Origin of the sequence: Collimonas humicola, from assembly GCF_018304945.1 — a bacterium.
Lineage (GTDB): Bacteria > Pseudomonadota > Gammaproteobacteria > Burkholderiales > Burkholderiaceae_D > Collimonas > Collimonas humicola.
Map to the genome: position 1 here is coordinate 1,450,809 of NZ_JAGQEE010000001.1, position 20,713 is coordinate 1,471,521.

Consider the following 20,713-nt stretch of genomic DNA (forward strand, 5'->3'; position numbering starts at 1 on the left):
AGTTGAGTTGAAAACAGCATTCGAATATCTGATCGGGGTCGATGGCGGCGGCACCAAGACCGTGGTCCGGGTGGAGCGCCCGGACGGCAGCCATGTCGCCGACGGCAGCAGCGGACCGTCGGCCTTGATGCATGGCACCAGCAAGTCCTGGTGCGCCATCGTCACGGCGCTGGACAACGCCTTCCTGGCGGCCGGCATCGCGCGCCCGCCGTATGCGGCGATTGCCGCCGGCTGCGGCTTGTCCGGGGTGAACAATCCGCAGTGGGCGCATCAGTTCACCGAGCAGAATCCGGGCTTCGGCGCGCTGGCCATCGGCACCGACGCCTTCACCACCCTGCTGGGCGCCCACCTGGCCCAGCCCGGCGTGGTGGTGGCGATCGGCACCGGCAGCGTCGGCGAAGTCTTGCTGGCCGACGGCAGCCGCCGGGAAGTCGGCGGCTGGGGTTTCCAGACCGGCGATGAAGCCAGCGGCGGCTGGATCGGCCTGCGCGCCGCCAACCACGTTGAACGGGCGCTGGACGGCCGCGCCACCGCCGGGCCGCTGGCCAGGGCCATCGTCCGTTTCTGCGGCGGCGCCGACGACTTCAGCAACAGCCAGAACCGGGAACGGGTGATCGCCTGGGTCAACAGCGCCAACCAGAGCATCTTCGCGCAGCTGGCGCCGCTGGTAGTGGCCCATGCCGGTGAGGACCAGGCGGCGCAGGCCATCTTGCGCAAGGCCGGCGCCGAAATCGACCAGATCGCGCTGGCGCTGGATCCATCGCAGCAGTTGCCGATTGCGCTATGCGGCGGCCTGGCTGTGCCGCTCCAGGCGTATCTGCCAGAACCATTGAAATCACGCGCGATCACGCCGCGCGCCGGCGCTGCGGCCGGTGCACTGCTGCTGCTGCGCCGTCAACTCGCAACCGCCGCCGAACCTGCAGGAGAACAAGCATGAACACCACCAGCAACCTGACGCAACTGCATGGCAATGTCCTGACCACCGAGGGCTGGGTCGCCGGCAGCATCGGCTTCAGCGACATGATCGCCGAGATCAGCGGCGAGGCGCTGGAACAGCCGCCGGAGCAAGGCGACTATATCCTGCCCGGTTTCATCGACCTGCACGTGCATGGCGGCGGCGGCAAGGACATCATGGAGGCCGGCGACGCCGTCCATGTGGTCTCGCGCCTGCACGCCCAGCACGGCACCACCAGCATGCTGGCCACCACCATGACGGCGCCGCTGGAAGAGCTGGAAGCGGCACTGGGCGCGATCGGCAAGGCTTGCCGCGGCCGCCGCGCCGGCAGCGCGCGGGTGCTGGGAGCGCATCTGGAAGGTCCCTACATCAATCCGGGCAAGCTCGGCGCCCAGCCCGATTTCGCGATTGCCGCCACGGTCGAGCAGATCGACTGGCTGCGCAGCTTCGCGCCCTTGAAGCTGATCACCATCGCGCCGGAAATCAACGGCCACATGGCGCTGGTCAAGACACTGTCGAAACTGGGCATGCGGGTGCAGATCGGCCATACCCTGGGTACTTATGAGGACGGCGTCGCCGCCCTGAAAAACGGCGCGGCCGGCTTTACCCACCTGTTCAATGCAATGAGCTCGTTCCATCACCGGCAGCCGGGCATGGCGGGCGCCGCCCTGGCGCATGCCGAATATGCCGAGCTGATCCCGGACCTGCTCCACGTCCACCCGGGCGCCATCAAGACCGCGTTGCGGGCGATCCCGCGCCTGTTCTGCGTCACCGATTCGACCGCCGCCTCCGGCATGCCGGACGGCGACTACATGCTGGGCCGCCAGGTGGTGCACAAATGCCTGGGCGGCGTGCGGCTGGACAACGGCACCCTGGCCGGCAGCACGCTGACCATGGACCAGGCGCTGCGCAACCTGGTGTCGCTGGGACTGGAAATCGCCGAAGCCTCGTTGCGGGTCTCCACCTATCCGGCCGACTACCTCGGCATGCACGAACGCGGACGCCTGAAAGAAGGCTGTTTCGCCGATATCCTGGTGCTCGACCGCCAGCTCAAACTCAAAGCCGTCTATGTAGAAGGAGAAAGAATTGACCTCGTTGATGCTTAAAGAAGCCCGCTCGGCGGCAGAACATGTCGCCTTGCAGCTCAGCTGCGACCGCGAGCGCTATGCCGAGCTCGGCCAGCGCCTGCGCGCCGCGCCGCCATCGAGCATCCTGACCGTGGCGCGCGGCAGTTCCGACCATGCCGCCAACTATTGCGCCTACCTGATCATGGCGCGCCTGGGCCGCATCGTCGCTTCGCTGCCGTTGTCGCTGGTGACGCTCAACAAGGCGCCGCTGATCGCCCGCGATGCGCTCGCCATCGCGATTTCGCAATCGGGCCAAAGCCCGGACGTGATTGAACCGATCCGTTATTTCCGCGACAGCGGCGCCGCTACGGTGGCGCTGGTGAATGACGCCGCGTCGCCGCTGGCCGGCGCCGCCGAATGGGCGCTGCCCTTGCATGCCGGCGCGGAGCTGAGCGTGGCCGCCACCAAGAGTTTCATCACCAGCCTGGTGGCCGCCGCCCGCCTCACCGCATGCTGGCAGGACGACGCCGCCTTCCTGGCCGCCATCGAAGCCCTGCCGCAAGCCTTGAGCGCCGCCACCGAGCTCGACTGGAGCGCGGCCATCGAGGTGCTGGCGCCCTCTTCCCGCATCATGGTGGTCGGCCGCGGCATCAGCTTGCCGCTGGCGCTGGAATCGGCATTGAAATTCAAGGAAACCTCGGCGATCCAGGCGGAAGCCTTCAGCGGCGCCGAAATCAAGCACGGCCCGATGGCCCTGATCGACGAAGGTTATCCGCTGCTGATCTTCGCCACACGCGGACCGACCCAGGCCGGCTTGCTCAAGCTGGCCGACGAAATGCGCGGCCGCGGCGCCAAGGTGCTGCTGGCCGCACCCGACGATGTGGCGGCGCGCGACCTGACATTGCCTGTAGCCGCTACGCCGGACCTCGATCCGATCGTGGCGATCCAGGCTTTCTATGTGATGGCGGCGCAGCTGTCGGTAGCACGCGGCATGGATCCCGACCAGCCGCGGCATTTGAGTAAAGTGACGAAGACGCAGTAAGGCTTGTTGATAATTCGTAAGGCGCGACAAAACCGTCACCCGCTTTTCGTCGCGCTTAAGCCGCGCAGCTAACTGGGGTCGGAGTGAATTTTCTGCGCGCTTTTTGCAGAAAATTCACTCCGACCCCACTTAGCGGGCCACGGAGCGCATGCTCCTGCACTGGCAAAAAAAAACGTAACACGCCCGTTCTTTCTCCGAATCCGTCATGTGAGGTCAGAGTCGAGTTTCGCGAAAAAGCGCCGCGAAAGTCGACTCTGACCCCAGATGACTCGAAAGTCGACTCTGACCCCAGATGACTACATCGCGCCGGATACGCGCAGCTAACTGGGGTCGGAGTGAATTTTCTGCGCGCTTTTTGCAGAAACTTCACTCCGACCCCACTTAGCGGGCCACGGAGCGCATGCTCCTGCACTGGCAAAAAAACGTAACACGCTCGTTCTTTCTCCGAATCCGTCATGTGAGGTCAGAGTCGAGTTTCGCGAAAAAGCGCCGCGAAAGTCGACTCTGACCCCAGATGACTACATCGCGCCCGATACACGCAGCTAACTGGGGTTGGATTGAATTTTCTGCGCGCTTTTTGCAGAAACTTCACTCTGACCCCAGATGACTACGTCCGGGTTGGCGCATTAAAACACATGCCGCATCCCCATCCGCAGCAATCCCTGCGCGCTGTTGCTGGACGGCGCAAATGAATTGCCGATGACGCCATTCACGCCGCGCGACGCCCGCCGGTAATCGGCTGACACATACAGATCGCTGCGCTTGGACAGATGGTAATCCAGCCCCAGCGACAACTGGTTCGCCCTGGTGCCTTCAAAATGCATGCGCTGGTAGCCCAGCGTGCCGTCCAGCGCCGCGCTGAGATGATAGCGGCCGCCGACCTCGATCAGGCGCAGATCCGATGCCTGGCCATAGCCGCGAAACTCGATATCCGCAAAATTCGCCATGGCGGTCAGGTTGCCGATTTCATAGGCGGCGCCGATGGCGAAGATCTTCTGGCTGTCGATCGCCATGTTCTTGAGCGGAACGCGTTCGCCGCTGCCGGCATCGATGGCAAAGGTAGGCTGGCCGAGGAAATGCGTCAGGCCCAGGCTTGGATAAGGTCCAATCGCCTGGGTGCCGCGCGGCGTGTTCAAGCGCATGTAAGCGGCGCCGGCGGAAAATGGGCCGTATGCGTAATGGGCGCCGATATTCCAGGCCGTGCCGCTGCCGGCGCCCTCGCTGTCATTCTCGTCCGGATGCAGGCTCTTGTCGGCAAATGAATACAGCGCGCCAAAGGTCAGCCCGTTGAAATCGGCGCTGGCGAACTTGATCGATCGCTGGATGGCGTTGCCGGCAATGCGGTCGAAATTCCCCTGGTGCGCAGCGTAGCCGCTGGCGCCGGCGCTGATGTTGAAGGGCGTGACATAGTCGTTGATCAGATCGTACTGGGTGCCAAAGGTAACTTGTCCGTAGCGGCCGGCCAAACCGACCATCGCCACTCGGTCGAACATCGTGCCAGGCGAAGACAAGGAACCGTCGTCCAGGTTGAAGCTGCTTTCCAGCTGAAACACCGCGTTCAGGCCGCCGCCAAGGTCTTCAACACCCTTGATGCCCCAGCGATTCGCTTCCATCACGCCGGTATCCAGCTTGGCGTTGCCATGCCCGTCGTCATTATTGACCAAGGTGACGCCAGCATCGAGCACGCCATAAAACACTACGGAGCTTGGCGCAGCGGTCCTTTTTCCGACTGCAGGGATTTCCGTTTGGGCCTGGATTGCAGGAGAAAACGCCAATGCACAGCTGCCGCCGATGATGCTCAATAAAATTTTCATAATGTATTCCGATAATTTGTTCCACAGTTTTCATATGCCGCAAACCTGCTGCCGGAGGTGTTGCGTCCGGCAGCGGCTTGCTGTCCAAGCAGGTATCAATGCAGGTTCAGAACCACTGGCCGTAACGGCGGATGTAGATGGTCTTCACGGTTTGCGCCAGGATCATGTAGCCGACCATGGTGGCGACCAGCCAGTAGAAGTACGATTTATCCAGCGCCACGAAACCGATCGATTCCGCCAGCGGCGAGAACGGCAGGTAGCAGCCGATCGCAATCGCGATGCCGGTCGACAGCAGCACCGGCAGCGCCGCCGTGCTTTGGATGAACGGGATCTTGCGGGTGCGCAGCATGTGCACCACCAGCGTCTGCGACACCAGGCCTTCAATGAACCAGCCGGAATTCATGATGCTCTGTCCGGCGCTGCCGCCATCCGCCGCATACATCGCGCCGGCGCCGAACACGGTCCACATCAGGATATAAGTGGTGATATCGAACACCGATGAAGTCGGGCCGATCCAGATCATGAAGCGGCGGATATTGCCGGCATCCCATTTGCGCGGCTTCTTGAGGAAGTCTTCATCCATCTTGTCCCAGGGCAGCATCATCTGCGAGATGTCATAGATCAGGTTCTGGATCAGCAGATGCACCGCCAGCATCGGCTCCCACGGCAGCCAGGCAGAAGCCACCAGCACCGAAAACACATTACCGAAGTTGGAGCTGGCCGTCATGTTCAGGTACTTGAGGATATTGCCGAAGGTCTCACGGCCTTTGACCACGCCCTCTTCCAGCACCATCAGGCTCTTTTCCAGCAAGATGATGTCGGCGGTTTCCTTGGCGATATCGGCGCCGCTGTCGACCGAAATGCCGACATCGGCGTCGCGCAAGGCTGGCGCGTCGTTGATGCCGTCGCCGAGGAAGCCGACGGTGTGGCCATTGGCCTGCAGCGCCTTGACCACGCGCGATTTCTGCAGCGGCGTCAGCTTGGCGAACACGGTGGTGTATTTCACTGCCTCGTTGAGCTGCTGCTCGGACATGGCTTCGATTTCCTGGCCGGTCAGCGGCGTGCCAGGATCGAGGCCGACGTCGCGGCAGACCTTGAGCGTGACGATGGCGTTATCGCCGGTCAGCACCTTGACTGCCACGCCGTATTCCTGCAGGGCGCGGATGGCCGGCGCCGCTGAATCCTTGGGCGGATCGAAGAAAGTGAGGAAGCCGCGTACCACCAGCTGCGCTTCATCCTCGGTCTTGTACTGCGTTTTGGCGTGCGCCGGGTCGATTTCGCGTGTGGCGACGATCAATACGCGATAACCTTCTTCATTGTATTCGCGCGCCTTTTCCAGCAGCGCTGTGCGGGCCTTGGCATCCAATACCTGCACCGCATCGCCCTGCTGGGTATGGCTGCAGACCGCCAGCATTTCTTCCACCGCGCCTTTCGACACCATCAGCTGCGCACCGCCCTGGTCCTCGACGATCACCGACAAACGGCGGCGCACGAAATCGAAAGGCATTTCATCGATCTTGCTGTATTGCAGCAGCTTGGCGGCCGCACCGCGCTCGTCGGCATGGCTGACGATGGCGATATCCATCAGGTTCTTTTGCCCGCTCTGGTGAAAACTGTTCAGCCACGCCAGCTGCAGGATGCTTTCATCCTTGTTGCCGCTGATGTCGAGATGGCGTTCCAGGATGATCTTGTCTTGCGTCAGGGTGCCGGTCTTGTCGGTGCACAGCACATCCATGGCGCCGAAGTTCTGCACCGAGTTCAAGCGCTTTACCACCACCTTGCGGCGCGCCATCGCCATCGCTCCTTTGGCCAGGTTGGCCGAAACGATCATCGGCAGCATTTCCGGCGTCAGCCCGACCGCCACCGCCAGCGCGAAGGTCAGGGCCGACATCCAGTCGCCCTTGGTGACGCCGTTGATCATGAAGACGATAGGCACCATCACCAGCATGAAGCGGATCAGCAGCCAGGAAACGCTGCTGACGCCGCGGTCGAAACTGGTTTCGATGCGCTTGTGGCTGACCACATTCTTGGCCAGCGAACCGAAATAGGTATTGGCGCCGGTGGCCACCACCACCGCAGTGGCGGTGCCGCTGACGACATTGGTCCCCATGAAGCAGATATCGGACAGGTCGAGCAAGTCGGCCTGGCTGTCGGCTGCAGGATTGGCGTCGGCGGACTTCTGCGCCACCGCGCCCAGCGTGTCGTATTTCTCCACCGGCAGCGCTTCCCCGGTCAGCACGGCCTGGCTGATGAACAGGTCGCGCGAGGCGAACAGGCGGATATCGGCCGGGATCATGTCGCCGGCCTGCAGGCTGACGATATCGCCCACCACCAGTTCGCGCATCGGAATTTCCTGGCGCTGGGGATTGGCGGCGTCATTGGTCCGGCGCAGCACGGTGGCAGTGGTGCGCACCATCGATTTCAACCGTTCGGCTGCCTTGTTAGAACGGTATTCCTGGAAGAAGCGCAGCAGGCTGCTGATGGTCACCATCGTCACCAGGATGATCACCCCTTTCCAGCTGCGCTCGTCCGGCTCGGCCAGGTGGACATCGAGGATATAGCTGATGGTGGCCAGTATCAGCAGCACGATCACGAAGGGATTCTTGAAAGACAGGACCAGCTGCACCAGGGCGTGCGGCGCCTTGTCGTGCGCTACCTCATTGGGGCCGGAACGCTGCAGGCGTTCGGCGGCGTCATGGTTGAACAGGCCGAAAGGCGAGGTTTTGGTGCGGTTGAAGGTCGATTGAATAGGCTTGCCGGACTCTTCGACGACGCGCATCGAGATTTTCTGTTCCGGCGCAGAGGATCCGGAGATGAATCCTTTCTGCTTCTGCTTGGGCTTGCCCGCTTTGTTCTTGGCTGTCTGGTTCATATGATTTTCCTGTGCCGCATGGACGGCACGGGAAAATCCTGTCTTCATTCAGACAATACTATCCCCTGCCGCGCCACGGCTAAGCGTGTTCGGTTGGTCAAAAATTCGGGACGAAGGTCGCCCGCTGTGGTTATCGTGCTGACTATCCAAGCGGGCGGCCTATCGCCACCTTCGCTGTCGTCTTCCATGTGCTTCCTTGCAATGAAAAGTGGTTGAGTGGGTGCCCCGCAAAGAGACGGGAGCGGATTTTTACTGCGGCATGAAAATGGGCGCCGCGTGCACCTGCGGCTTGCTGTGCGCCGCCAGCGGCGGCAACAGGCTCAGCAGGATGAACAGCCAGGCCAACGCTGCAAGCAACGCCAGCAGCACCGCATTTCTTGCGCTTAAAAAGTGCTGATGCATGCTGCTTCCTTAGCGGCCGCTGCCGCCGATCAACGTGCCGTACATGCCGCAGCTCTGTGCCGGCTGACGGGATTTTTCGGAGCGCGCATTACAGGCATGACGGGCAAGGCTGGCAAGGCTGGCAGCCTGGGAGGAAGTCCAGCCAAAAGTCCAACCCTTGGCCGATGTTTCCGCGACGCGGATTTTTTGCGCGTTGATGATTGATGCGATAGTCATGATGAGCCTCGATAGACGTGTTTGCATAGCGGCTCTGCATATGAGGAGCCGTGATCGAAGGCGAGCTGGGGCGGCGGACTAGGGCCGTTGGCTATGCAACGGGCAAAGACCGGAAATTTGCGCGCCCCGCTTGCGTATTAAAGATGTTTTACGTAAGGGGCAACTGGGGGGACAGTCCATGTCAACATTCCTTTATAAACGCGCTGGAGCGGCAGCCAGAGCGGCCGGCAGCTGGTGGGCGGACTGCGGAACGATAGCGCTCATGCAGCGTGGAGCGGCAACGACGTGCCTGGAAAAATAAACCATGCCAATCTCCTGGATCCGGCATCAGGCAACAGCGAGGACGTGATCAGTCGGCGCGGACACAACCGCAAGGGCGGGCGCGAAAAATCTCGCCGCTGCATGGCAGAAACGGCGGAACAACCGGAATATCCGGAACAAATGGATTAAACGACTGGATGGGGATTTAAAGTGCGGTCTTGCTGATCGCATCTACAACTCGGCGTACGCAGAGTCGTAGCGGAGGGAGGTCTGCTACTGCTATGCGTGCTGTGCCGGGCTGATCGCCCATCCACTTCTACTATTAGAACCAGAGTCCACAGTGGACCTCCATATAATGCAATGCCCGAAGTTTATCGATGAAAGAATAGCCATGTCAAGCATAAATCCGGCTATTTCAAAAATCGCGCGCTGCCTGAAACATGGCTCCGGCTGTGGCAATCCAGCCCATCGCACTAAAAATCCGGCAGTCGGATAAACTGTCCGGCTGTATCCCACTTCCGAAATCATCATGCAAAACATCCAAGCTGTAGAACTGGCCAAAGCCTATCGCCTGTTGAACCACGGTCCTACCACCATCGTCACCAGCGCCCATGCCGGCGCCAGCAACGTGATGGCGGCGGCGTGGGCCATGGCGCTCGATTTCGATCCGCCCAAAGTGCTGGTGGTGATCGACAAAAGCACGCTGACGCGTGAACTGGTGGAAGCCTCGGGCGAGTTTGCGCTGAACATTCCTACCCGGGCGCAGGCCGAGCAGACGCTGGCGGTCGGGTCCAGCTCGGGGCGCGATGGCGACAAGTTCACGGCGTTGGATATTGCGACTTTTCCATCGCAGAAAATCGGCGCGCCGCTGATGTCCGGCTGCCTGGCGTGGCTGGAATGCAAGATCATTCCGGAGCCGCATAATGAGCAGCGCTACGACCTGTTCATCGCCGAGGTGGTAGCCGCCTGGGCCGATGCTGAGGCGTTCTCGGAAGGCCGCTGGCACTTCCCCAGCGCAGACCGGCATTCCGTACACTACCTGTCCGGCGGCGCCTTCTTTGCCACCGGCGAGGCGTTCAACGTACAGCTGAAGCCGTAGCGAGGATTCAATTCGCGGCAAGCCTGCGACTGCGCGTACTGAGCTTAGCCGCGGCCGATGAACGGCATATTGGTCGCCATCACCGTCATGAACTGAACGTTCGCATCCAGCGGCAGGCTCGCCATGTAGAGCACCGCATTGGCGACGTTTTCCACCGACATGGTCGGCTCCACCGCCACCTGGCCATTGGCTTGCAGGATGCCCTGCTCCATCCGTTCCGTCATGTCGGTAGCGGCATTGCCGATGTCGATCTGGCCGCAGGCGATATTGTATTTGCGGCCATCCAGCGACGTCGACTTGGTCAGGCCGGTGATGGCGTGCTTGGTGGCGGTATAGGCCACCGAATTCGGCCGCGGCACATGCGCGGCGATCGAGCCGTTGTTGATGATGCGGCCGCCGCCAGGCGTTTGCGCCTTCATGATCTTGAACGCTTCCTGCGTGCACAGGAAGGCGCCAGTCAGGTTGACGTCGACCGATGCCTTCCACTGGGCGAAATCAACTTCCTCCAACGACGCCGATTTGGTGAAGATGCCGGCATTGTTGAACAGCAGATCCAGGCGGCCGAACTGTTCGCCGGCCTTGGCAAACAACGCCTTGACCGATGCCGGATCGCTGACATCCGCCGATACCGGCAAGGCATGCGCCGCCAGCGCGCCGGCGGCCGCCATCGTCTCCTCCAGCGCCGCAATGCGCCGCCCCGCCAGCACCACGCTGTAATCGTTGCGCAGCAGCGCCAGGGCGATGTGCTTACCGATGCCGGAACCGGCGCCGGTGACTAATGCGACTTTCTTGCTGACTGCCATTTCCATGCTCCTGGGTGGTTGTTTTCCTTATTCTAACGATGTTTCGCCTCAAGCCTGTCGCCCGCCCCGGCATCGCTTGCAAACTTGTAATAATCAAATGCGACTTTGGTCGTTCACTCAGTGATTTTGTTTTGTTAATCTGCCCTGCATGGCGCGCGATTTTTCGAGCGGCCTGAACAACGGGAACAAACGGAAACATCAACCAGGGACCACAACAATATGAAATCAACTGCCATCTTATTCGCCGGCCTGACGCTGCTGTCTGGCCTGGCCCATGCCGACAAACTGGACGACATCAAGAAAGCCGGCGTGCTGCGCGTCGCCACTTTCGACGGCAATCCGCCGTTCGGCTTTGTCGACCAGAAGACCAATACAATCATCGGCCTGGACGTCGACTACGCCAACGCCGTCGCCAGGAAACTCGGCGTCAAGGTCGAACTGGTGCCGACCAATCCGGCTAACCGGATTCCCTTGCTGACATCGGGCAAAGTCGACCTGGTATTCGCCAATTTCACCATCAATCCCGAGCGCGCCCAGGTGATCGATTTCAGCATCCCCTATTTCGCCTCCGGCCAGCAGTTCTTGAGCAAGAAAGGCGTGCTCAAAACGGCTTCCCAGATTCCCGAGCTGCGCATAGGCACCGACAAGGGCACCACCATGGAAACCACCTTGCGCGAGAAATATCCGGCTGCCAAGGTCGTGCTGTACGACGATACGCCGTTCGCCCTGGCCGCCCTGCGCAATGGCAACGTGCAGGCGATCACCCAGGATGGCTCCAAGCTGATTGCGCTGCTGGCCAACATCCCGGACAAGGAAAAATATGAAATCCCGGCCTTCGCCATTTCTGAAGAATACGAGGGCGTCGGCGTGCCCAAGGGCGAAACCCGGCTGGTGAATACGCTCAACGACACCCTCCGTGGATTTGAAAAAGATGGCACCGCCCTCAAGATCTATGACAAATGGTTCGGCCCCGACAGCAAATCCCCGCTGCCGCGCCTGTTCAAGATCGGCGACACCAGGCTGAGCCAGAACTGACCGATCTCCTGCGATTTTCTCCTGCGCTTTTCTCCTGTTCTCCTGATGTCTGTCTTGCACTGGCCATCCTTGCGGGTTGCCAGTGTTTTTTTGTTTGCGGCCGTTCAGGCCCGTGGTTGGCTGTGAAGTAAAAATGACTGAATTTCAATCGCTGCTGGGGCAGGCGCTGGCCCCCGAATACCTGGGCTGGCTGGCGGACGGCTTGTGGATGACATTGCACGTTTCCGCCGTGGTCGCCCTGCTTTCTACCTTGCTGGGCATCGCGATCGCCGCAGCGCGCTCCAACGGACGCCGCTGGCTGGCGCTGCCGGCTGCTGCTTTTCTTGCGGCATTCCGCAATACGCCGCTGCTGGTGCAATTGTTTTTCTGGTACTTCGGCGTCGCCAGCCTGCTGCCGGAAGGTTCGGGAGAATGGCTGAATACGGCGCATAGCCTGGCTCTCGGCAGCTACCTGACGCTAAGCTGGCCATCCTTCGAGCTGCTCTGCGCCGTGATCGGCCTGAGCCTGTATTGCGCCGCCTACGTCAGCGAAGAAATCCGCGCCGGCATGCGCGGCGTGGCGGCAGCCCAGCAACTGGCCGGCGCTGCGCTCGGCCTGACGCGCTGGCAGGTGCTGCGCTACGTAATCCTGCCGCAGGCGATGCGGATCGCCCTGCCGCCGCTGCTGGGTCAGTACATGAATATCATCAAGAACACCTCGCTGACCATGGCGATCGGCCTGGCCGAGCTGTCCTATGTCTCGCGCCAGGTGGAGGCGCAGACCTTCAAGACCTTCCAGGCCTTTGGCGTGGCGACCTTGTTTTATATCGCGGTGATCGCCGTGCTGGAAATGACCGGGCAATTGCTGCAGCGGCGCCGGCGCCTGGCCATGACCGGGAACGCGCGGCGATGAGCATGCAATTCAGCATCTTGACGGACAACCTGCCTTACCTACTGTGGGGCGCTTATCCCGACGGGCCGCTGGGCGGCGCTGCCTTGACCGTATTGCTGAGCCTGGGCTCGGCGCTGGCGTCGGCAGGGCTGGGGTTGCTGCTGGGGATAGGCTTGTCGATGTCGCGCGGCTTCCCTAATTTTCTGCTGACTGCGGTGATCGGATTCTTCCGGGCCATTCCGGTGCTGATGCTGATTTTCTGGACCTATTTTCTGTTGCCGGTTGTGTTTCATATCGATGTGCCGGGGGTGTTGTCGGTGATGTGCGCCCTGGCGCTGGTCGGCGGCGCTTATCTGGCGCATTCGGTGCATGCGGGGATCAGCGGCATCGGCTGCGGGCAGTGGGATGCGGGGCTGTCGCTGGGGATGACGCGGGTGGCGGTGTTGCGGCATATCGTGCTGCCGCAGGCTTTGCAGATGATGCTGCCGTCTTTCATTAATCAATGGGTGACCTTGATCAAGGATAGTTCGCTGGCGTATATCGTCGGGGTCGGCGAGTTGTCGTTCGTGGCGGCGCAGGTCAACAGCCGGGTGATGATTTATCCGGCGGAGATATTCATGTTTATCGGCTTGATTTATTTTCTGTTGTGTTCGGGGCTGGGGTGGTTTGCGCATTGGGTGGCTGCCTATTTCCGCCCGGCGCGGGATATGCGGATAACTCAGGCTGCCGCTATCTGATTGTGGCTGTGGCTTCGTGGTATTCGGTCGGATATTTTTATCGGGATTATTTACCACCGCGATTTACGGCCGTTGCGTGATTTCCGTTTTACCCCCTCTTCGCTTAGTTAATTAGGGTCAGAGTTTTTTTTCGCGGCCTTTTGCGAAAATTACTCTGACCCTAATTAACGGGCTACGGAGTACATGCGGCGACATTCGACTCACGGTTCGTGCGTAACTAAACCGGTTGCTACTCCGTGGATGCTTGCCGGGAGCGGCCCGGCAGCCGCTCACTTTCTTTTGCTTCGCCAAAAGAAAGTAAGCAAAGAAAAGGCGACCGCAAAGCCGTTGCCCTCCCTTCGGGAGGGTTCCCAAATCCGGCGCGCGCCAGTCGGGTGAGGGGCAAAACTCGCCTTCGGCTCAAACATGCCCCTCACAATTCCCGGCTGACACGCGTCGGATTTGGCAACGTCTCAATGCGGAACACGTCAAAAGCAACTGCAACTGCAACTGCAACTTCAAAAGCAACAGCAAAATCGACACCGCGACCTTGGCTAAGCTAATCGAGCATTGCCATTGCTTTTTAGATAAAACGCAAGAATAAGCAACACAATCACCCGCAAAGAAAATGAAATATTAGCCGAATTGACTAAATCCAGATTGAATTTATACTGTACATACATACAGTATAATATCTTCTCTCTTAAGTTTTTCCTTACCTCCATTTAGTCATGCCTCTCTCTGCCAGCGCTTCATCCAACCTTGCCGCTGCGGTTCAGTCGGTTGTTTCGACTTTGCCGCATGCCTTGTGGCGGGCGGATCAGATGGGGAATTATCAGGGGGTGGTTACGGCTTCCGGTTATGCGGCGCTGGACCGGGAATTGCCGAATGGGGGCTGGCCGCATTCGGCGCTGATCGAACTGCTGCTGCATCAGAGCGGCTGCGGCGAGATGCGGCTGCTTCAGCCGGCTTTGCTGCAAATTGCGCAACAGCGGCGGATCGTGCTGCTGCAGCCGCCGCATTTGCCGCAGCTGGCGGCCTGGGAAGGCGCCGGGCTGGCCAGCGAGAAATTGCTTTGGATTAAGACCGCTCGCAGCACCGATGCGCTATGGTCGGCGGAACAGGTCTTGCGCAACGGCAGCTGCGGCGCGCTGCTGATGTGGCAGTCGCATATCCGTGGCGAGGCCTTGCGCCGCCTGCATCTGGCGGCGCAGGCCAGCGACACCGTGTTGTGGATGATCCGTCCGCTCAGCGCCGCCCATGAGTCGTCGCCCTCGCCCTTGCGCCTGTCCTTGCTGCCGGCGCGCAATGGCGTCGAGATCCAGCTGCTCAAGCGTAAAGGCCCTCAGCATGAACACGCTTTCTACTTGCCGCTGCCGCCCATCGTTCCCGAAATCGGCGCGGCTGCGCCTACTTTGTTAAACCCTCCGGCAACACCTCATCATGGCACTCTGGATAGGCATACATCTCCCGCTGTTGGCGCTGGAAACCTTGCGCCCGCGCTGGTCTAAGCCTTGCATGTTCGCGGTGCTGGAACATGAGCAGGTACTGGCCATGAGCGCCAGCGCGGCCGCCGCCGGCGTGCGGCCGGGCATGCGCCGCGGCGGCGTGCTGGCGCTGGCGCCGGAAGCCTTGCTGTGCGAGCGCGCAATGATCCGTGAACAAGGCGCGCGCGACGATATCGCGCTGACCCTGCTGCAATACACGCCGGAAGTCGCGCATGCCGAAGAGGACTCGCTGCTGCTCGACGTCAGCGCCAGCTTGAGCGCTTTCGGCGGCCGCCTGGCGCTGTGCCGCCGCATCCGCGACAGCATCCAGGCACTCGGCTTCAGTCCCCGGCTCAGCATGGCGCCGACCGCCCAGGGAGCATGGCTGCTGGCGCGCTTTCGGCGCCGCCATCGCAATCCTCCCTTGCCGCGGCAACGGCGCAGCCTGGGCATGGCCAGCATGCAGCGCCGGCTGGATGCGCTGCCGTTCGTGATCCTGCCGGCGGCCCGCCCCTACCAGGAATGGCTGGCCGGCATCGGCTGCCAGACCTTGGCCGATCTGCGCAAGCTGCCGCGCGCCGGCTTGCAGCGGCGCAGCGACCAGCAGCTGCTGGCCAGCCTGGACCGCGCCTACGGCACAGCGCCGGAAATCTTCGACTGGGTGCAACCGCCGCCGGCTTTTTCCGCCTGGCTGGAACTGCCGGACCGCGTCGAGCATGCCGAGGCAGTGCTGTTCGCCGCGCGCCGCTTGGTGCTGCAGATGACCGGCTGGCTGGTGGCGCAGCAGCTGGCGGTCTCCTGTTTCCTGCTGTCGCTGGAACATGAACGCGGCCGCCAGGCGATTGCGCCGACGCCGCTGGAAATTTCCCTGGCCGAAGCCGCCTGGCATGAAGAACATCTGCTGCGCTTGCTGAAAGAACGACTGGGCCGATTGCAGCTGGAGGCGCCGGTGATCGCCTTGCGCTTGCAAGCCACGCAGGTAGCTCCCATGCTGCCGCCGACCGCCTCGCTGTTTCCCGAACCGGGCGGCACGCCCGGCGCCTACGCCCGCTTGCTGGAACTGCTAAGCGCGCGGCTGGGCAGCGAAAATGTGCTGCAGCCTGCGGCCCAAGCCGATCACCGGCCGGAAGTGGCGAATGCCTGGCAAGCCGCTACCGCCCAAGGCCGCCGGACGCCAGACGAGAACAGACGCGCACTCCCGCCCGCGCGTCCGTTCTGGCTGTTGCAGGCGCCGCTGGCCTTGACGGTACGCAATCACCGCCCCTTCTACAGCTCCCCTTTGCGGTTGCTGGCCGGTCCTGAGCGCATCGAATGCAGCTGGTGGGACGGCGTGGCGGCGATGCGCGATTATTTCGTCGCGGAAGGCGAAGACGCCGCTTGCTACTGGATCTACCGGCAGCGCAGCGGCGATGAAGTCCACTGGTTCCTGCATGGCTTGTTCGCCTGACGCCAAGGAATAAGCCATGGATGAGATCAAGCCCAATCCCTCGCTCTCAGATATCGTTCCGGGCTCGCTGCCGGAATACGCAGAGCTGCAATGCGTTTCCAACTTCAGCTTCCTGCGCGGCGCTTCGCATCCCGAGGAACTGGTGGAACGCGCGGCCCAGCTCGATTACCGGGCGCTGGCGCTGACCGATGAATGCTCGCTGGCCGGCGTCGTGCGCGCCCATGTGGCAGCCAAGGCACATCACCTGCAGCTGCTGATCGGCAGCCAGTTCCAGCTGCATGAAGCCGACGGCAGCCCGGCCTTTTCATTGATTGCACTGGCGCAGAACCGCGAAGGCTACGGCAACCTGTCGGAACTGATCACGCTGGCGCGCAGCCGCGCCGGCAAAGGCCATTACCTGCTGACGCCGCAAGACCTGGACAACCCCGAGGCCGACAACGCCCATCTGCGCCAGCTGCCCGACTGCCTGCTGATCCTGCTGCCCGCGCATGGCATAGGCAGCGCCACGCTGATGCAGCAGGCGGCCTGGCTGCACGCCAATTTCCCCGGCCGCTGCTGGCTCGGCCTGACCTTGCTGCATCAGGCCGGCGACGAACGGCAACGCGCTGTCGTCGAGCAGGTCGCGCAGGCGCAAGGCTTGCCGGTGGTGGCGACCGGCGATGTCTGCATGCACCGGCGTTCGCGCAAGCCGCTGCAGGATACGATGACGGCGATCCGCATCGGCAAGCCGGTCGCCAACTGCGGCTATGCGCTGGCGCCCAACGCCGAACAGCATCTGCGCGCCCGGCTGCGGCTGGCCAACCTGTATCCGGCGGCGGCGCTGGCGTCCAGCGTCGAGATTGCCAGCAAGTGCCGCTTCTCGCTGGATGAACTGCGCTATGAATATCCGGATGAAGTGGTGCCGGCCGGCCATAGCGCCGCCAGTTACCTGCGCCAGCAAACCTATCTCGGCGCGCGGCGGCGCTACGCCGATGAGATCCCGGCGGTTGTGCAGAACCAGCTGGAAGACGAGCTGGAGATCATCCATGCGCTGAAGTACGAATCCTATTTCCTGACGGTGTACGACATCGTCCAGTTCGCCCGCAGCAAGGAGATCCTGTGTCAGGGCCGCGGCTCGGCCGCCAATTCGGCGGTGTGCTACTGCCTCGGCATCACCGAAGTCGATCCCTCGCGCAGCACCTTGCTGTTCGGCCGTTTCATCAGCAAGGAGCGCGACGAGCCGCCCGACATCGATGTCGATTTCGAGCACCAGCGGCGCGAAGAAGTGATCCAGTACATCTATGAAAAATACGGCCGCCGCCGCGCCGCCCTGACCGCCGTGGTGATCAGCTACCGGCCGCGCAGCGTGCTGCGCGATGTCGGCAAGGCGCTCGGGGTCGATCCCGGCATGGTCGACCAGGTCGCCAAATCGCAGCGCTGGTGGGACGACAAGCAGCAGCTGCAGCAGAACTTCAGCGAACTGGGCATAGACCCCGATACGCCGATTGCCGAGCACTGGGCCGGGCTGTCGCATACGCTGATGGGTTTTCCGCGCCACCTGTCGCAGCACCCGGGCGGCTTCGTCATCTCGCGCGGCAAGCTCTCGCGGCTGGTGCCTATCGAGAACGCGGCGATGCCGAACCGCAGCGTGGTGCAATGGGACAAGGACGACCTCGATGCGCTGCGCATCCTCAAGGTCGATGTGCTGGCGCTGGGCATGCTGTCGATGCTGCAGCGGGCGCTGGCGATGGTCTCGCGCCAGCGCGGCGCGTCCTTTGAAATGCAGGATATCCCGCGCGAAGATCCGGCCACCTACGAGATGATTCGCCAGGCCGATACCATAGGCGTGTTCCAGATCGAAAGCCGGGCCCAGATGAGCATGCTGCCGCGCCTCAAGCCAAAGGAGTTCTATGACCTGGTGATCCAGGTCGCCATTGTCCGGCCCGGGCCGATCCAGGGCGGCATGGTGCATCCTTACCTGAAAAACCGGAAAAAGAAGCCGGAGGAAATCGATTACCCCAGCGAGGAATTAAAAGTAGCCTTGAAGCGCACCTTGGGAATACCGATTTTCCAGGAGCAGGTGATGCAAATCGCCGTCATCGCCGCCGGCTTCACCCAGGGCGAAGCGGACGATCTGCGCCGTTCGATGGCGGCCTGGAAGCGTAAAGGCGGACTGGAAAAATTCGAGCGCAAGCTGATCGACGGCATGGTCGCAAAAGAGTATAAAAAAGATTTCGCCGAAGCCATCTTCAAGCAGATCCAAGGCTTCGGCGAATACGGCTTCCCGGAAAGCCACGCCGCCAGTTTCGCCTTGCTGGCCTACGCCAGCTCCTGGCTCAAATGCCACGAACCGGAAGCCTTCCTGGCGGCGCTGCTGAACAGCCAGCCGATGGGTTTTTATTCGCCCTCGCAGCTGGTGCAGGATGCGCGCCGGCATGGCGTCGAAGTGCTGCCGGTGGATATCAACCGCAGCAACTGGGAAGCCGCGCTGGAGCCCACCGCATCGGCGCGGCCGGCAGTCAGGCTGGGACTCAGCCTGGTGCGCGGCCTGAGTTTCGACAATGCCGAAGCAATCGAAGCCGCGCGCGCGGTACGCCCCTTCAGCGACCTCAAGGACATGGCTTTGCGCACCGGCCTCAGGCGCGACCAGCTGCAGGCGCTGGCCGCCGCCGGCTCGCTCGCGCCGCTCTCCGGCAACCGCCGCCAGGTCTTGTGGCAAGCCTTGGTCAGCGCCCCAGAAAAAGGCTTGCTCAGGCCAGCCCAGGTCGACGAGGAAGAACTGCTGCTGGCGCCGCCGGGAGAAGCGGAGAACATCCTGCACGATTACCACACGCTGGGCCTGACCCTGGGCCGCCATCCGCTGGCGTTGCTGCGGACGACCCTGAGCGCCAGGCGCTTCCTGCCGGCCGATGTGCTGAACACCTTTGCCGACGGCCAGCTGGCGCGCGCCTGCGGCATCGTCACGGTGCGCCAGCGCCCCGGCACGGCCAAGGGCGTGGTGTTCGTCACCCTGGAAGATGAAACCGGCACCGTCAACGTGATCGTCTGGCCGGACCTGGTGGACCGCCAGCGCAAGGAATTGCGGGGAGCGGCCTTGATGGGCGTGTATGGCGTCTGGCAAACCCATGACGACGTCAGCCACCTGGTGGCAAAACGGCTGGTCGACCTGTCGCCGCTGCTAGGCAGGCTCGATACCAGCAGCCGCGACTTTCATTGAAGCGAAGGCGCGCTATTTTTGCTGCGGCATGTGCATATGGTCGGGATGCGCGTCGAGCATCAGGTCGATGCCGGCGCCCGGATCTTCGCTGCCGTCTTCCTGCACCGCCACTGCGCGCTGCAAGCCTTCTTCATGCGCCAGGTCGCGCTTGCGCTGCCAGTTCACCGCCGCCAGCCCGCCCACGCCCAGCACCGCCAGGCAGGCTGCCGGCACCAGCATCGGCGTTACATTGCTATTGGTCAGCTTGCCGACATAGGGCATCAGGTTCTGGCCGAAGAAGCCGCCCAGATTGCCGATCGAATTGATGGCGGCGATGCTGGCCGCCGCGCGCGCGCCCTGGAAGAACTTGGGCGGCAAGGACCAGAAACAGGGATACAGCAAGGTGATGCAGGCGCCGCCGACCACCAGCGCGCCGAAGCGCAGCACATTGGAATCGAGCAGCGCGCTGGAAGCAAAGCATGCCAACCCCAGCAGGCCGATCACGGCGATCGCCTTGTACACCACGCGGTCGTGCCGCAATTTCCCCGGCAGCCACAGCAGCAGCAAGACCGCCAGGCCCCACGGCATCATGTTGAGCAAGCCGTTGATGGTAGAACTGACGCCGAAGCCCTTGACCAGCGTCGGCAGCCAGTAGGTAACGCCGTACAGCGAGGTCGACATCAGCATGTAGGTGGCGGCAAACATCAGCACGCGCAGATCCCACAGGGCCGCCAGTGGATTGCCGCGGGTGACGTTGGCCGGCGTGTCGCGCCGCATCATGTCGTTCAGCTTGATCTTCTGCGCCGCCGACAGGAACCTGGCTTCAGCGATGGAACCCGGCAGATATCCCATCACCACCAGCGTCAGCAGCACCGCCGGCGCGCCGGTGGCGATGAACACCCATTGCCAGCCCGCCAGCCCCAGCGTGCCGTTCAGGTTCAGCAGCAAGCCGCCGACCAGCGCGCCCAGCATGTTGGCCAGCGCGCTGCCGAGCGTAAACACGCCCAGCACCCGGGTCCGGTATGCCTGCGGAAACCACAGCGTGAGGTAATAGATCACGCCGGGATAGAAGCCGGCTTCGGCCACGCCCAGCATGAAGCGCAGCACATAGAACATCGGCAGCGAGGTGGTAAAGCCCAGCAAGATCGTCACCGCGCCCCAGGTGAACATGATGCGCGCCAGCCAGACCCGGGCGCCGTACTTGTGCAAGGCCAGCGTGCTGGGGATTTCAAACAGCAGGTAGCCGATGAAAAACAGGGAGGCGCCCAGGCCGTAGGCGGCCTCGCTCATGTGCAAGGCATGCACCATGTCCAGCTTGGCGAAGCCGACGTTCTGACGGTCGATGAAGGACACCAGGAACATCACGATCAGCAATGGCATCAGGCGCCACGCTACTTTCTTCATCAACTGGTCTTCAGACATCTCTGTATTTGACTGCACGATGGGTCTCC

16 protein-coding genes are annotated in these 20,713 nt (G+C 62.1%); 10 read left to right on the forward strand and 6 right to left on the reverse strand.

The window, feature by feature from the left end:
• Nucleotides 1–7: 7 nt before the first annotated feature.
• From KHU30_RS06545 to KHU30_RS06555, 3 genes are read left to right on the forward strand one after another with little or no spacing between them, the layout of a single operon-like run.
• Complete coding sequence (locus KHU30_RS06545; protein WP_329956639.1) at nucleotides 8–937, forward strand: BadF/BadG/BcrA/BcrD ATPase family protein; 930 nt, start codon at nucleotides 8–10, stop codon at nucleotides 935–937.
• On the forward strand, nucleotides 934–2,061 hold the full coding sequence (nagA, locus tag KHU30_RS06550) for an N-acetylglucosamine-6-phosphate deacetylase (protein WP_211441761.1): 1,128 nt from the start codon (nucleotides 934–936) through the stop codon (nucleotides 2,059–2,061). The genes KHU30_RS06545 and nagA overlap by 4 nt, the downstream gene beginning before the upstream one ends.
• Nucleotides 2,042–3,064 (forward strand): SIS domain-containing protein, encoded by a 1,023-nt coding sequence (locus KHU30_RS06555; protein WP_230427202.1) that lies wholly within the window; start codon nucleotides 2,042–2,044, stop codon nucleotides 3,062–3,064. The genes nagA and KHU30_RS06555 overlap by 20 nt, the downstream gene beginning before the upstream one ends.
• A gap of 626 nt (nucleotides 3,065–3,690) precedes the next feature.
• Here KHU30_RS06555 and KHU30_RS06560 read toward each other — a convergent pair.
• From KHU30_RS06560 to KHU30_RS06575, 4 genes are all read right to left on the reverse strand, one after another.
• Nucleotides 3,691–4,878 (reverse strand): porin, encoded by a 1,188-nt coding sequence (locus KHU30_RS06560; RefSeq protein ID WP_211441762.1) that lies wholly within the window; start codon nucleotides 4,876–4,878, stop codon nucleotides 3,691–3,693.
• A 106-nt stretch (nucleotides 4,879–4,984) separates the two neighbouring features.
• Nucleotides 4,985–7,750 (reverse strand): magnesium-translocating P-type ATPase, encoded by a 2,766-nt coding sequence (gene mgtA / locus KHU30_RS06565; protein WP_211441763.1) that lies wholly within the window; start codon nucleotides 7,748–7,750, stop codon nucleotides 4,985–4,987.
• Nucleotides 7,751–7,999: 249 nt separating this feature from the next.
• A complete protein-coding gene (locus tag KHU30_RS06570; RefSeq protein ID WP_211441764.1) occupies nucleotides 8,000–8,152 on the reverse strand; it encodes a hypothetical protein in 153 nt (50 codons plus the stop codon).
• Nucleotides 8,153–8,161: 9 nt separating this feature from the next.
• Nucleotides 8,162–8,395, reverse strand: a complete 234-nt coding sequence (locus KHU30_RS06575; RefSeq protein ID WP_211441765.1) for a hypothetical protein — start codon at nucleotides 8,393–8,395, stop codon at nucleotides 8,162–8,164.
• Nucleotides 8,396–9,158: 763 nt separating this feature from the next.
• Between KHU30_RS06575 and KHU30_RS06580 the strand changes: the two genes are divergently transcribed.
• Complete coding sequence (locus KHU30_RS06580; protein ID WP_211441766.1) at nucleotides 9,159–9,728, forward strand: flavin reductase family protein; 570 nt, start codon at nucleotides 9,159–9,161, stop codon at nucleotides 9,726–9,728.
• Between the two features lie 44 nt (nucleotides 9,729–9,772).
• Here KHU30_RS06580 and KHU30_RS06585 read toward each other — a convergent pair whose 3' ends face one another.
• A complete protein-coding gene (locus KHU30_RS06585; RefSeq protein WP_211441767.1) occupies nucleotides 9,773–10,531 on the reverse strand; it encodes an SDR family oxidoreductase in 759 nt (252 codons plus the stop codon).
• 219 nt (nucleotides 10,532–10,750) lie between these two features.
• On the opposite strand from KHU30_RS06585, the gene KHU30_RS06590 reads away from it, so the two are divergent.
• The 6 genes from KHU30_RS06590 (at nucleotide 10,751) to KHU30_RS06615 (ending at nucleotide 19,283) form a co-directional block, all read left to right on the forward strand.
• Nucleotides 10,751–11,566 carry an ABC transporter substrate-binding protein gene (locus KHU30_RS06590; protein ID WP_211441768.1) on the forward strand — a complete coding sequence of 272 codons (816 nt, stop codon included), beginning with the start codon at nucleotides 10,751–10,753 and terminating at the stop codon, nucleotides 11,564–11,566.
• Between the two features lie 133 nt (nucleotides 11,567–11,699).
• On the forward strand, nucleotides 11,700–12,458 hold the full coding sequence (locus KHU30_RS06595) for an amino acid ABC transporter permease (RefSeq protein ID WP_407928026.1): 759 nt from the start codon (nucleotides 11,700–11,702) through the stop codon (nucleotides 12,456–12,458).
• Nucleotides 12,459–12,460: 2 nt separating this feature from the next.
• On the forward strand, nucleotides 12,461–13,174 hold the full coding sequence (locus KHU30_RS06600; protein ID WP_211441769.1) for an amino acid ABC transporter permease: 714 nt from the start codon (nucleotides 12,461–12,463) through the stop codon (nucleotides 13,172–13,174).
• A gap of 710 nt (nucleotides 13,175–13,884) precedes the next feature.
• Nucleotides 13,885–14,664: a translesion DNA synthesis-associated protein ImuA gene (imuA, locus tag KHU30_RS06605; RefSeq protein WP_211441770.1), complete on the forward strand. Its 780-nt coding sequence runs from the start codon at nucleotides 13,885–13,887 to the stop codon at nucleotides 14,662–14,664.
• The gene (locus KHU30_RS06610) at nucleotides 14,597–16,087 is read left to right on the forward strand and encodes a Y-family DNA polymerase (RefSeq protein ID WP_211441771.1); all 1,491 of its coding nucleotides are present in this window, start codon (nucleotides 14,597–14,599) and stop codon (nucleotides 16,085–16,087) included. Before imuA ends, KHU30_RS06610 begins: the two co-directional genes overlap by 68 nt.
• Before the next feature lie 16 nt (nucleotides 16,088–16,103).
• Entirely contained in the window at nucleotides 16,104–19,283 is a 3,180-nt protein-coding gene (locus tag KHU30_RS06615) for an error-prone DNA polymerase (protein WP_211441772.1), read from the forward strand.
• Nucleotides 19,284–19,295: 12 nt separating this feature from the next.
• On the opposite strand, the gene KHU30_RS06620 is transcribed toward KHU30_RS06615, so the two are convergent.
• Nucleotides 19,296–20,684 (reverse strand): MFS transporter, encoded by a 1,389-nt coding sequence (locus KHU30_RS06620; RefSeq protein ID WP_211442245.1) that lies wholly within the window; start codon nucleotides 20,682–20,684, stop codon nucleotides 19,296–19,298.
• Nucleotides 20,685–20,713: the final 29 nt, after the last annotated feature.

Bases quoted from the DNA above. Each gene is read 5' to 3' on its own strand.
- KHU30_RS06560 (WP_211441762.1), bottom strand. From the start codon at position 4,878: ATGAAAATTTTATTGAGCATCATCGGCGGCAGCTGTGCATTGGCGTTT.
- KHU30_RS06615 (WP_211441772.1), top strand. From the start codon at position 16,104: ATGGATGAGATCAAGCCCAATCCCTCGCTCTCAGATATCGTTCCGGGC.
- KHU30_RS06590 (WP_211441768.1), top strand. From the start codon at position 10,751: ATGAAATCAACTGCCATCTTATTCGCCGGCCTGACGCTGCTGTCTGGC.
- KHU30_RS06580 (WP_211441766.1), top strand. From the start codon at position 9,159: ATGCAAAACATCCAAGCTGTAGAACTGGCCAAAGCCTATCGCCTGTTG.
- KHU30_RS06610 (WP_211441771.1), top strand. From the start codon at position 14,597: ATGGCACTCTGGATAGGCATACATCTCCCGCTGTTGGCGCTGGAAACC.
- KHU30_RS06570 (WP_211441764.1), bottom strand. From the start codon at position 8,152: ATGCATCAGCACTTTTTAAGCGCAAGAAATGCGGTGCTGCTGGCGTTG.
- KHU30_RS06620 (WP_211442245.1), bottom strand. From the start codon at position 20,684: ATGTCTGAAGACCAGTTGATGAAGAAAGTAGCGTGGCGCCTGATGCCA.
- KHU30_RS06575 (WP_211441765.1), bottom strand. From the start codon at position 8,395: ATGCAAACACGTCTATCGAGGCTCATCATGACTATCGCATCAATCATC.
- nagA (WP_211441761.1), top strand. From the start codon at position 934: ATGAACACCACCAGCAACCTGACGCAACTGCATGGCAATGTCCTGACC.
- KHU30_RS06595 (WP_407928026.1), top strand. From the start codon at position 11,700: ATGACTGAATTTCAATCGCTGCTGGGGCAGGCGCTGGCCCCCGAATAC.
- imuA (WP_211441770.1), top strand. From the start codon at position 13,885: ATGCCTCTCTCTGCCAGCGCTTCATCCAACCTTGCCGCTGCGGTTCAG.
- KHU30_RS06585 (WP_211441767.1), bottom strand. From the start codon at position 10,531: ATGGCAGTCAGCAAGAAAGTCGCATTAGTCACCGGCGCCGGTTCCGGC.
- mgtA (WP_211441763.1), bottom strand. From the start codon at position 7,750: ATGAACCAGACAGCCAAGAACAAAGCGGGCAAGCCCAAGCAGAAGCAG.
- KHU30_RS06600 (WP_211441769.1), top strand. From the start codon at position 12,461: ATGCAATTCAGCATCTTGACGGACAACCTGCCTTACCTACTGTGGGGC.